The organism is Mycobacterium sp. Dal123C01 (assembly GCF_052566995.1).
Genome location: NZ_CP199580.1, coordinates 4,093,193 through 4,105,792, shown reverse-complemented (window position 1 = coordinate 4,105,792; position 12,600 = coordinate 4,093,193). Strand labels below are relative to the sequence as shown.

8 protein-coding genes and 2 riboswitches are annotated in these 12,600 nt (G+C 65.9%); of the genes, 3 read left to right on the top strand and 5 right to left on the bottom strand.

Annotated elements, in window-relative coordinates; translation table 11 throughout:
* The first annotated feature begins 194 nt into the window (after positions 1–194).
* From ACTXG5_RS19370 to ACTXG5_RS19360, 3 genes are all read left to right on the top strand, one after another.
* Complete coding sequence (locus ACTXG5_RS19370) at positions 195–818, top strand: MerR family transcriptional regulator (protein WP_445160333.1); 624 nt, start codon at positions 195–197, stop codon at positions 816–818.
* A gap of 92 nt (positions 819–910) precedes the next feature.
* Positions 911–1,008, top strand: a riboswitch (glycine riboswitch).
* A riboswitch (glycine riboswitch) is annotated at positions 1,009–1,132 on the top strand.
* Positions 1,133–1,172: 40 nt separating this feature from the next.
* On the top strand, positions 1,173–4,022 hold the full coding sequence (gene gcvP / locus ACTXG5_RS19365) for an aminomethyl-transferring glycine dehydrogenase (RefSeq protein WP_445164499.1): 2,850 nt from the start codon (positions 1,173–1,175) through the stop codon (positions 4,020–4,022).
* A 51-nt stretch (positions 4,023–4,073) separates the two neighbouring features.
* A complete protein-coding gene (locus tag ACTXG5_RS19360) occupies positions 4,074–5,348 on the top strand; it encodes a DUF222 domain-containing protein (protein ID WP_445160332.1) in 1,275 nt (424 codons plus the stop codon).
* On the opposite strand, the gene ACTXG5_RS19355 is transcribed toward ACTXG5_RS19360, so the two are convergent.
* The 5 genes from ACTXG5_RS19355 to ACTXG5_RS19335 form a co-directional block, all read right to left on the bottom strand.
* Complete coding sequence (locus tag ACTXG5_RS19355; protein WP_445160331.1) at positions 5,345–6,898, bottom strand: flavin-containing monooxygenase; 1,554 nt, start codon at positions 6,896–6,898, stop codon at positions 5,345–5,347. The two genes, ACTXG5_RS19360 and ACTXG5_RS19355, sit on opposite strands and share 4 nt — an antisense overlap.
* Entirely contained in the window at positions 6,891–7,604 is a 714-nt protein-coding gene (locus ACTXG5_RS19350; protein WP_445160330.1) for an SDR family oxidoreductase, read from the bottom strand. Before ACTXG5_RS19350 ends, ACTXG5_RS19355 begins: the two co-directional genes overlap by 8 nt.
* 174 nt (positions 7,605–7,778) lie before the next feature.
* Positions 7,779–8,153 carry a hypothetical protein gene (locus ACTXG5_RS19345; RefSeq protein WP_445160329.1) on the bottom strand — a complete coding sequence of 125 codons (375 nt, stop codon included), beginning with the start codon at positions 8,151–8,153 and terminating at the stop codon, positions 7,779–7,781.
* 49 nt (positions 8,154–8,202) lie between these two features.
* The gene (locus tag ACTXG5_RS19340) at positions 8,203–10,218 is read right to left on the bottom strand and encodes a substrate-binding domain-containing protein (RefSeq protein WP_445160328.1); all 2,016 of its coding nucleotides are present in this window, start codon (positions 10,216–10,218) and stop codon (positions 8,203–8,205) included.
* A gap of 99 nt (positions 10,219–10,317) precedes the next feature.
* Positions 10,318–12,504 carry a malate synthase G gene (locus tag ACTXG5_RS19335; RefSeq protein WP_445160327.1) on the bottom strand — a complete coding sequence of 729 codons (2,187 nt, stop codon included), beginning with the start codon at positions 12,502–12,504 and terminating at the stop codon, positions 10,318–10,320.
* Positions 12,505–12,600: the final 96 nt, after the last annotated feature.

Here is a 12,600-nt window from a genome sequence, read left to right as displayed (position 1 = left end):
ACTGTGATGTCGACACGCCTAAGCGATAGCGGCCCCGTTGCCCTTACGGCGGCCATACTTTGATCACGAGATAAGGTACGGCAGCGATCGAACAGCGTAAGCTCTCAAGCACTCGGGCCTAAGCCAACGTGGCTGCGACGACAGCCAGTGGACGCAGCTAGTGACAAGAGCGCGATCGGCGAGAGGAACCACCTGTGAGCGACCAGCCACGTCAAGAACAGCTGGACCTTGCGGACCCCGCGACCAATGGTGACCCGAGCGTCACCGTGGCCAGCGGACCCGTACAACCCGGGCTATTTCCTGACGATTCGGTGCCTGACGAGCTGGTCGGCTACCGCGGGCCGAGTGCCTGCCAGATCGCGGGAATCACCTACCGCCAGCTGGACTACTGGGCACGCACGTCGTTGGTGGTGCCATCGATTCGCAGTGCGGCGGGCTCCGGCAGCCAGCGGCTTTACTCCTTCAAGGACATCCTGGTCCTCAAAATCGTCAAGCGGCTGCTGGACACCGGTATTTCTCTGCACAACATCCGGGTCGCGGTCGACCATCTGCGCCAGCGCGGCGTCGAGGATCTGGCCAACATCACCTTGTTCTCGGACGGCACCACCGTCTACGAGTGCACGTCGGCCGAAGAAGTCGTCGACTTACTGCAGGGCGGACAGGGCGTGTTCGGCATCGCCGTGTCCGGCGCGATGCGGGAGCTGACCGGCGTTATCGCCGACTTCCCTGGTGAGCGCGCTGACGGCGGTGAGTCGATTGCGGCACCGGAGGACGAACTGGCCTCCCGGCGCAAGCATCGCGACCGCAAGATCGGCTAGCCGCCGCGCATTCCCCGACGGGAACACGCACGAGCTCCTTTTCTCCATCTGCATCCCTCGCGGGTAAACCACGGGTAAACTCAGCTGTGCATCGCCCCCGCGCGGGAGAGTTCCGTGGCCGCCAGCCACGGACGCCGAAGGAGCAACACCTCTCCGTCAATCTCTCAGGCACCCGGACCGCTCGGGGTCCCGATGTCTCTGGAAAGCGGTGAGCCGAATTTATTCGCTCACCCGCCCATGGGGAAAGGCAACGCGGGGGATCGGGTTGTCGAATCTCTCAGGCGCCCGAATGGGTTGACGACAGAGGGGGAGGACCGCAACGCCAGCTTGCTGGCGATGTTGCCGTTCTCGCCCATGTCAGGAGTCGCAGTGGGGGAATTCGATCAATCCAAAAGCTTCGCCGACCGGCACATCGGGCCGGACAGCCAGGCCATCGCGGCCATGCTCGATGTCATCGGGATCGCCTCGCTCGACCAGCTAGCGTCCAAAGCGCTGCCGGTGGACATTATCGACAAGCTCACCGAGAGCGGTGCCGCACCGGGTTTGGACGCATTGCCCCGGGCCGCGAGCGAGGCGGAGGCGCTAGACGAGCTACGTGCGCTGGCCGATACCAACACCGTGTCGGTGTCGATGATCGGACAGGGCTACTACGACACGCTCACCCCGCCGGTGTTGTTGCGCAACATCATGGAGAACCCCGCCTGGTACACCGCCTATACGCCCTACCAGCCCGAAATCAGCCAGGGCCGGCTGGAAGCGCTGCTGAACTTCCAGACCATGGTCACCGACCTGACCGGGCTCGAGATCGCCAACGCGTCGATGCTCGACGAGGGCACCGCCGCCGCCGAGGCCATGACGCTGATGCACCGTGCGGCACGCGGCACGGCGAACCGACTGGCGGTCGACACCGACGTGTTCGCTCAGACCGCCGCCGTGCTGGCCACCCGTGCCCAGCCGTTGGGCATCGAAATCGTCACCGCCGATCTCCGTAACGGCCTCCCGGACGGTGACTTCTTCGGCGTCATCGCCCAGTTGCCCGGAGCCGGCGGACGGATCACGGATTGGTCCACACTGGCGGCCGAAGCCCACGAACGGGGTGCACTGATCGCCATCGGCGCCGACCTGTTGGCGTGCACGTTGATCACCCCGCCTGGCGAGATCGGCGCCGACGTCGCGTTCGGCACCACCCAAAGGTTCGGTGTGCCAATGGGCTTCGGCGGTCCCCACGCCGGATACCTGGCGGTGCACGCGATGCACGCCCGTCAGCTGCCGGGCCGGCTGGTCGGCGTCTCGCTCGACAGCGACGGTGCACCGGCCTATCGCTTGGCCTTACAGACCCGCGAGCAGCACATCCGCCGCGACAAGGCGACCAGCAACATCTGCACCGCGCAGGTGCTGCTGGCGGTGATGGCCGCGATGTACGCCAGCTATCACGGCGCCGAAGGGCTCAGCGCCATCGCCCGCCGGGTACATCGTCATGCCCAAGCCATCGCCACCGCGCTGGGCGATGCTCTGGTGCACGACACCTACTTCGACACTGTGTTGGCGCAGGTGCCGGGGTGTGCGGACGAGGTGCTGGCCAAAGCGAAGGCCAGGGGCGTCAACCTGTGGCGTGTCGACGCCGACCACGTCTCGGTGACCTGCGACGAAGTCACCACCGACGCCCACGTGGCCCTGGTTCTGGACGCCTTCGGAGTGTCGGCCGGCGAACCGGTCCCCACCGATATCGCCACGCGCACATCGGAGTTCCTGGCCCATCCCGCCTTCACGCAGCACCACACCGAGACGGCGATGATGCGCTACCTGCGCACGCTGGCGGACAAGGATATCGCCTTGGACCGCAGCATGATTCCGCTCGGCTCGTGCACGATGAAGCTCAACGCCGCCGCCGAGATGGAGTCGATCACCTGGCCTGAGTTCTCCCGGCTGCACCCGTTCGCTCCGGCGGCTGACACCCCGGGGCTGCGTCGTCTGATCAGCGATCTGGAGACCTGGCTGGTCCAGATCACCGGCTATGACGCGGTGTCGCTGCAACCGAACGCCGGCTCACAAGGCGAGTACGCCGGCCTGTTGGCGATCCACGACTATCACGCCAGCCGCGGCGAACCGAACCGCGACATCTGCCTGATCCCGTCCAGCGCGCACGGCACCAACGCGGCATCGGCCGCCCTGGCCGGGATGCGGGTGGTCGTGGTCGGCTGTCACGACAACGGCGATGTCGATCTCGATGATCTGCGCGCCAAGGTCGGCGAGCATGCCGATCGACTGTCGACGCTGATGATCACCTATCCGTCTACGCACGGCGTGTACGAACAGGACATCGCCGAAATCTGCGCAGCCGTGCACGACGCCGGCGGCCAGGTGTACGTCGACGGCGCCAACCTCAACGCCCTGGTGGGACTGGCCCGGCCGGGCAAGTTCGGCGGCGACGTGAGCCACCTGAACCTGCACAAGACGTTCTGCATCCCGCACGGTGGCGGCGGCCCGGGCGTGGGTCCGGTCGCCGCACGTTCGCATCTGGCGCCGTTCCTACCGGGTCACCCGTACGCTCCCGAGCTACCCGAGGGTCATCCGGTGTCGTCGGCGCCCTACGGATCGGCCTCGATCCTGCCGATCAGCTGGGCCTACATCAGGATGATGGGCGCCGACGGGCTGCGGGCGGCATCGCTCACCGCGATCGCCTCGGCCAACTACATCGCCCGCCGGCTCGACGAGTATTTCCCCGTGCTGTACACCGGCAAAAACGGCATGGTCGCCCACGAGTGCATCCTGGACCTGCGCGGTATTACCAAATCGACCGGCGTGACCGTCGACGATGTCGCAAAACGCCTGGCGGACTATGGCTTTCATGCGCCAACCATGAGCTTCCCGGTGGCCGGCACGCTAATGGTGGAGCCCACCGAAAGCGAGAACCTGAACGAGATCGATGCATTTTGCGAGGCCATGATCGCGATCCGCGCTGAGATCGATCGCGTCGGCTCAGGGGAGTGGCCCGCCGACGACAATCCGCTGCGGGGGGCACCGCACACCGCCGAGTGCCTGCTGGTCGCCGACTGGGATCACCCGTACACGCGGGAAGAGGCCGCCTATCCGCTCGGCAAGGCCTTCCGGCCCAAGGTGTGGCCGCCGGTGCGTCGTATCGACGGCGCCTACGGGGACCGCAACCTCATGTGTTCGTGCCCGCCCGTGCAGGCTTACGCCTGAGCGAAGCCGTGCCCGGCACCCCTGTCGGTGGAGCCGTATAGTATCGAACACATGTTCGAGGCATTGGTGGAGGTCGATCCGTCCGTCGGCGAATCAGCACTGATCGAGCGCATCGCCGAGCTGGAGCGGATCAAGTCCGCCGCGGCGGCGGGCCAGGTTCGAGCCGCAGCCGCCCTGGACGCGTCGCGTAGAGCCGGCGAAGCAGCCGCCGGTGTGCCTGCTGCGCAGCGCGGGCGCGGTGTTGCCAGCGAGGTCGCGCTGGCGCGACGGGACTCGCCCGCCCGGGGCGGTCGGCATCTTGGCTTCGCGAAAGCCCTTGTGCACGAGATGCCTCATACGCTGGCGGCGCTGGAATGCGGGGCACTCTCGGAGTGGCGAGCCACCCTGATCGTGCGCGAGAGCGCCTGCCTGGACGTCGAGGACCGCCGCACGTTGGATGCCGAGTTGTGCGCCGAGCGGGCCAGCCTGAACGGAATGGGCGATGCGCGAGTGGCCGCCGCCGCCAAGGCGATCGCCTATCGGCTGGACCCACATGCTGTCGTCGAACGAGCGGCCAAGGCCGAGAACGAACGCACGGTCACTATTCGGCCGGCGCCCGACACCATGACGTATCTGACCGCGTTATTGCCGGTAGCCCAAGGAGTTTCGGTGTATGCGGCACTGCGCCGCGAGGCCGACGTGCGCTGCGACGGACGCTCACGCGGACAGGCGATGGCGGACACCCTCGTCGAGCGCGTCACCGGGCGCGACGCGGCGGTCCCCACTCCGATAGCGGTCAATCTGGTCCTCTCGGATGAAACGCTGCTAGGCGGTGATAGCGCGCCGGCCGATGTCTATGGCTACGGTCCCGTTCCAGCGGCGGTCGCCCGCGCGATGGTGTCGCGCGCCATTGCCGACCGGCGGTCCCGGGCGACGCTGCGTCGGCTCTATGCGCATCCTCGCGCCGGAGCGCTGGTGGCGATGGAATCGCGGGCGCGGCTTTTTCCCCGCGGTCTGGCCGCCTTCATCGAGCTGCGTGATCAACGATGCCGGACGCCTTACTGCGACGCGCCGATCCGACACCGCGACCATGCGCAGCCGTGGGCTGACGGCGGAGCTACCAGCGCGGCCAACGGTCTCGGCTTGTGCGAGGGGTGCAACTACACCAAGGAGACCGACGGGTGGCGGGTCGCCACCGGAATCGACGGAACCCACATTCACACAGCAGAATTCACCACACCAACGAGCCACACCTACCGGTCAGCGGCCCCGCCGCGGGCACCCACCATCACAGTCAGCGACATCGAAGTGCGAGTCGGTATCGCACTGGCCAAACATGCCGCTTAGGGTGCCAACGGTGGCGGCAGGGCCGGGCCGCAATCGATTCGGCGCCTCGTGTGATAGTCCGATAACCGCATGCGATGTGTCCTGTGCCAGAACTCAATTGCCGAGGAAGGCCAGAGCGCGGTGTTCTTGCCGGTGGCGGGATGCTGGTACCAACTGCGGCATCCCCCCGCCTGCCACACCGAATGCGCGAGACGTCCCTGCAGCCAGTCGTTGAACGTCTGCTCGACCGACGGCCGAACTACCAGGGCGCCGAGCTTGCGGCGCCGAGCGGTCTTCAGACAACTCAGGATGTATCGCGTCTGGGCTTCGATCATGAAGATCTGCGAGTTGTGGCCGAGCGCCGAGTTGGGGCCGAGCATGACGAAGTAATTGGGAAACCCCGACACGGTTGTTCCCAAGTACGCCGAGGCCCCCTGCTGCCAGCGATCGGACAGCCTCTCCGCGTCGTGTCCCACGATCTCGACGTCGGACAGCGCGGATTGGGTGTCGAACCCGCTCGCGTATATGACGACGTCAGCACCGTGCGGCCGCCCGTCGTCGGTGATCACCTGGCCGGCTGTCATCTCGGCGATCGGGGACGTCACCAGTGAGACATTGTCACGGCTGAGGGCCGGGAAGTAATCATTCGATATCAGCAGACGCTTACAGCCGATTACGTAATCGGGTGTAAGAGCGGCCCGCAACCGCGGATCAGCCACCTTGCGCTGCAACAGCGTTCGCGCTAAGCGCTCGGCGTCGGGCATCCCGGCCGAGGTATCGATGAAGCCTTTGACACGTTGCTCATGGATCCAGAACAGCCGCGTCCTGGTGTACCAGCGGTAGGGCCCGAATCTGCGCAACTGCTGTTGACGAGGCGAGAACCTTCGATCCGCTTTCGGCACAACCCAGCCCGGGCTGCGCTGAAAGACAGTGAGATGCTCGACATCCGGTGCGATGCGGGGCACGAATTGGATTGCGCTGGCCCCGGTGCCGATCACCGCCACCCTCTTGCCGCGCAGCTCGACGGAGTGGTCCCATTCGGCCGAATGGAATGCGGCGCCGGCGAAGGTCGTGCGCCCGGCGATGTCGGGATAGCGGGGGCGTTGAAGCAACCCTTTGGCCGAGACCAGAAAGCGGCATTCCAGCACAGTGCCCGACGAGGTCTGGACCGCCCAGCATTGCCGTGATTCCTGCCAGCGCGCCGAAATCACCCTGGTGGCAAAATCGATGTGCTCTGTGACGCCGCACCGTGCGGCGACCTCGTGCAGATACTCCAAAATCTCTGGCTGGTTTGCGAACAACCGCGTCCAGTTCGACCGCTGGGCGAACGAGAAGGAGTACAGCGGGGCGGGGATATCGCACCCACATCCGGGATAGGTGTTGTCGCGCCAGGTCCCGCCGATGCCGTGTGCCTGCTCGAGAAGGCGGTACGAAAAGCCGGCACGCTGCAGATGATGGGCGACGCATAGTCCGCTGATGCCGGCACCAATGACCACCACGTCGAACCTCGCGGGACCGGCCTCCTGCATCGTGGCCGCAGAAGCCACCCGGCGGCTGGTGGCATTAGCCATCGGCGGGTCCGGGCCGGGTGGGACCGACGAAGAGCGAATCCAGCTGCAGCCCGCCGTCGATGCCGATCTCCTGCGCGGTGATGTAGCCGGATGTGTCGCGCGCGAGGAACGTGACCAGATCGGCGACTTCTTCCGGACGGCCGAAGCGGCCGCTGGGCACTGCGGCCCTGATGCGTTCTTGATCGGCTTCGGGCAGTGCCAGCACCGGTGGGGTGGCGATCATCCCGGGCAGAACGCAATTCGCGGTGATACCGCGCGAGCAGTTCTCGATGGCGATGGTTCGCACCATCCCGTACAAGCCGGCTTTCGCGGCGGCGTAGGCAACCTTCCCGGTGGACCCGAGCTGAGCCGCCATGCTCGAGATCGCGATGATGCGCCCGAAGCGCCGCTCCCGCATCCCCGGTAGACAAGCCTGGATGACGCGAAAGGATCCGGTGAGATTGACGTCGATATCGCGTGACCACTTCTCCGCCGACATCGAATGCGCCGGGGCGAAGGTGCCGACGATGCCCGCTGCGGAAACACATACGTCGATGTCCCGCACCGCCTCTGCCGGAATCGGGCCGGCGGACAAGTCCATGACCACGTCGGCCGGACCCGTCACGTCCATCGTGCGCACCGCCACCCCGGCGGCACGCAACCGATCACAGATTGCCGACCCGATACCTCCGTTGGCGCCGGTCACCAGCGCCGTGCGCTTCGTCATTTCATCTCCCTACACCAATATGTCTGCGCTTTCCACTATTTCGCGCTGAATCCCGCGTCGACCGGAAGCGCCACTGCCGCGGTGATCCAGGGGTCATCTGGCTATGTCGACGACGCGGCCGAAGAGCAGCCTCAGCCAAAGCCGCAGTCTGCGAATCAAGGAGATCGAGTTGTCTTATTGCGCGTCACGATAGACGGATTCTTCCGCCACAGATCCGACGATACGTGTCATACAGTCGCTAAAAACGTCCCCAGCAAACGGATCGAAGATGACTTTCGACGTTGTCATTTCACGCTGATTCCCTTGCGCAGCTGCATATTGCCATCGCTGCGCGTAGTTGCGTTCGCGTCCATGCGTCGATTCTCGGCTGACCGCCAGTGTTGATCCAGGCCGAAATTTTCCGGGGTGCCTCGCACCCCCGATATCGTTGCGCTTATGGCCCGGATAGCTGCCGCAATCCGCGTTCGACGACGATCCCGGTTGCGCCCAAAAGGCAACGCGCACATGGCCGCTGCGCTCCAGGGTCATGTGTTGGAAGTGCAGCGTCAATGGGCCAACCTGGGCATCCGGCGCTGCAGTGTCTGGCAGACTCGCTGCTTCAGCCCAAAAATGTGCTGATTGCGGTGGCGAGGTCGGGGGAGGCCGACGTCGACAGGTTCTGGTAGCTGCCGCCGCTGAGCTGCGCGACCGCTTCCCAGGTGGCCCGGTCCGGATCAGCGGCAAAATCGATGACGTTGACGGCGACCGGTCTAGCCGGGTCGGCGCTCGTGCGGATGAAATTCTGCAGCCCCGGCCCGTCGAGGGATTGGTCCGTGTGCGGCCCCGCCGTGATCAGTAGTATCGAATTCGACTGTCCAGCACGGTAATTGGTCTGCATATCCTGATAGATCAGGCGCAGCGTGGTGAACGACACCGCACCGCCGCCCGACGAATATTGCTTGTCCAGCGCGGCCGCCAGCGCTGCCGGGCGAGGCTGGCCGTTGACGGGGTCGGCCAGCGGGCCGATCGGGACCTCCGAGCGGCCCTCGTGACCGTCGAAAGTCCACAACCCCAAGATCGCCGTCGGCGGCAGTGCTTTGATCCTGTCTTGCAGCGCCGCGATCACGTTGGCCAGCCGGGATTTTCCACCTTCATCACCGGGCATCGACTGGTCCAGCATGATCGTGGCGGCCAGTCCGCTGGACGGTGCGGCCATCGCGTCGGCCAGCGTGGCGCGCATGGCGTCGTCACCCACCGACAGCGTGGCGGGCAGGGCGGCGAAACTCGTCACCGGGCTGCTCGGCGGATTGACGCCGTTGACGCGGAACCCGGCTTTGGCCAGTTTCGCCAGTTGCTCGGGCTTACGCATGAAGTGGGCAAACTCGCTCGCCGCCGAGCTCTGTTCCGGCGTCAGCCACGAGCCACTGAGCAGCACGGTGGGGTAGTCGGCGACCGGCGCCGGCCCGGATGGCAACCAGGAGGCCAGCGTGCTCTTTGCGTCTGACAGCGACTGGCCGCGCTGGAAGACCTGCTGCTCTGTGGTGATCACCGCATGCACCGGCGCCGTCGCCACGTCACCGGGTTTCAGCAGTGTGTTCATTGCCTCGGTCAGCGAATTGTCGGCCAGTTTGGGTTGTGCGCTGGTCAATGAGCGCAGCGCGGCCGTGCCCTGGGTGGCCGGTGCGCCGGGGGGCACCGACGCGGCCGCCACCGCTTCACCCGCCAAATAGGAGGCGTCGCTGTTGCCGCTGGTCGGCAAGGCCAGCCGCAGCGAACCCCACGCCGGCAACTTCGATCCCGCCAATGCGTTCGGATTGGTTTGCAAGCCGGGTAGTGCGCTCCAGCTCTGGTTGGAGAGCGCCGGCTGAAGTTCGGGCCGAACCGCGAGCAGCACCGGCGACGTCACCAGCGAACGGCTGTCGCTGATCGTCTTCTGGCCTGCGGCCGCAGTCAGCCGCGCGGCCGACACCGAACTGCCCGGGATCCACAAGGCCGGCTGAGAACCCAATTCCGCCGGCCACTTGCCGATGAAGCCGCCGATGACGGCATCGGAGCCGGCTCCTTTGACGTTCACCACCATGCAGTGGTCACCGACGGGGCCTGCCGTCGAGTTGTAGCTTTCCGCGAACCGCTGCACCTGGTCGGCGATCGACGGATCGACGACGACGGCGACGATCTCCTTGCCGCCCACACAGCGTGCGGCGGCCGTGTGCGAGCGATGGGACAGCGCGTCGCCGAAGAAACTCCACACGATGACGGTCCCGACCACCACCACGACCGCGACCAGGGCCACGATCACGCCGATGCTGACCCCTCGTCGCCCGCCTGCGCTGCGGTGACCGCCCCGCCAATCGCCGAGGACCCGGTGGCCGGACTGGAAGAGGCCCGGCCGTGGTTCCGGCGGCGCAGAGCTCTGTGGCCGGGGCGGAAATTCGGGATATTCCTCATCGCCGCCGACACCGGCGTAGCGGTCCTCGCCGGCGGGCAAGTCCTCATCCGCGAAACCGTCGTCGACGTCCGCGTGGTGCTCGTCGTCATCCGCGAAGTGCGCGTCGGCGTCATGCCCCTCGTCGGCGGCGTCGTCGGAAGGCTCGTCGGGCGACTTCCCGCGGTCGGGCCTGCTGTGCCTACCCATACCGGCGCCCGCCGCCTTCCCGTCGACCCGTCATCTTGCCCGTGCTGAAATCGGCGCCGCGTCTAGTCATCAGAAGCAATGCCGCAGTTTGGGCCCCTATCAGGCACCGGCGCGAGCCTTGAGTTCGCGCCGCCGCCGATGCAGGATCGGCTCGGTGTAGCCACTGGGCTGCTGCGTGCCGGACAGGATCAGTTCTTCGGCGGCCAAAAACGCGATGCTGTCGTCGAAGTTGGGCGCCATCGCGTGGTACGACGCGTCGCCGGCATTCTGCTGATCCACCACCGGGGCCATCCGCTCCAGGCCGGCCCGAACGTCCTCCTCGGTGATGATGCCGTGGCGCAGCCAATTCGCCAGCAATTGGCTAGAGATCCGCAGCGTGGCCCGATCCTCCATCAGGGCGACGTTGTGGATGTCGGGCACCTTCGAGCAACCGACGCCGGCGTCGATCCAGCGCACCACGTAGCCCAGGATGGACTGGCAGTTGTTGTCGACCTCCTCGCGGATCTCCTCGGGAGCCCAGGCCAGCTCCTTGGCCAGCGGGATGGTCAGCAACTCGTCGATGGTCGTGCGCTTCTTGCCCTCGAGCTCCTTCTGCACGGCAAAGACATCCACCTGGTGGTAGTGCATCGCGTGCAGGGTGGCCGCCGTCGGGGAAGGCACCCACGCGGTGGTGGCGCCCGCCTTCGGCTGGCCGATCTTCTGCTCGACCATGTCGGCCATCAGCTCGGTCATCGCCCACATGCCCTTGCCGATCTGGGCCTTGCCGGAGAAACCCGCGGCCAGCCCGATGTCGACGTTGGCATCCTCGTACGCCTTGATCCAGGCGGTGTTCTTCATCGCACCCTTGCGGATCATCGGACCGGCCTCCATCGAGGTGTGGATCTCGTCGCCGGTGCGGTCCAGGAAACCGGTGTTGATGAACACGACCCGGTCGGCGGCGGCCTTGATACACGCCTTGAGGTTGACGGTGGTGCGCCGTTCCTCGTCCATGATGCCGACCTTCATGGTGCCCTGCGGCAACCCCAGCACGTCCTCGACGCGGCTGAACAGCTCGCAGGTGAAGGCGGCCTCGGCGGGGCCGTGCATCTTCGGCTTCACGATGTAGATGGAACCCGTGCGGCTATTGGTCAGCGGCCCGTTGGCGTCATTTTCCTTCAGCCCGTGGATGGCGGTCAGCCCGGTGAACAGCGCGTCCATGATGCCCTCGAACACCTCGTTGCCCTCAGCATCAACGATCGCGTCGTTGGTCATCAGGTGCCCGACATTGCGGACGAACATCAGGCTGCGCCCCGGCAGGGTCAGCTCGGCGCCGTCGGGCGTGGTGTAGGTGCGGTCCGCGTTGAGAACGCGGGAGAAGCTCTTGCCGTCCTTGCTGACCTCTTCGGACAGGTCGCCCCTGTTCAGGCCGAGCCAGTTGCGGTAGCCCAGCACCTTGTCGTCGGCGTCGACGGCGGCCACCGAGTCCTCGAAGTCCATGATCGTGGTGATCGCGGATTCCAGGACCACGTCCTTGATGCCGGCCGGGTCGGTCTTGCCGATCGGCGCTTGCGGGTCGATCAGGATCTCGATGTGCAGCCCGTGGTTGACCAGCAGCACCGACCAGTTGGGGGAGCCGAGCTCGCCGCTGTACCCCGCGAATTTCTCCGGGCTGGCCAACTCGGTGGACTCCGCCCCGAGTGCGATCTGCAGCTGGCCGTCGGCGATGCTCAAGCCCGTCACGTCTGCCCACGAGCCCGATGCCAGTGGCGCCGCCTGGTCGAGGAACTTGCGCGCGTAGGCGATCACCTTGTCGCCGCGAATCCTGTTGTAACTGCTGCCTTTATCGGCACCATCGGTTTCCGGGATGACGTCGGTGCCATACAACGCGTCGTACAGGGAGCCCCAGCGGGCGTTGGCCGCGTTCAGCGCGAACCGGGCATTGAGCACCGGCACCACCAGCTGCGGGCCCGCGGTCGTCGTAATCTCGTCGTCCACGCCGGAAGTGGTGATCGTGAAGTCTTCGGGTTCGGGCAGCAGATACCCGATGTCGGTGAGGAACTGCCGGTAGGCGTCGGCGTCGATCGGTTCGATGACGCGGTGCCGGTGCCACTTGTCGATCTGCGCCTGCAGCTCGTCGCGAGTGTTCAGCAAATTCTGGTTCTGCGGGGTGAGGTCGGTGACGACCTTGTCGACACCCGCCCAGAAGCTGTCCGGGTCGATATCGGTGCCGGGCAGGGCCTCGTTGTTCACGAAGTCATAGAGCACTCGGGCGACGCGCAAGTTCCCCGCCGACACGCGGTCAGTCATTTTTCTCCTCCATAATTGCCTCATTGGTCCCACTCGGCCTCCGACTGGCCCCAACTAGCTACGCCATCAGCCTACCGGCCAACAGCCCGCCCGATC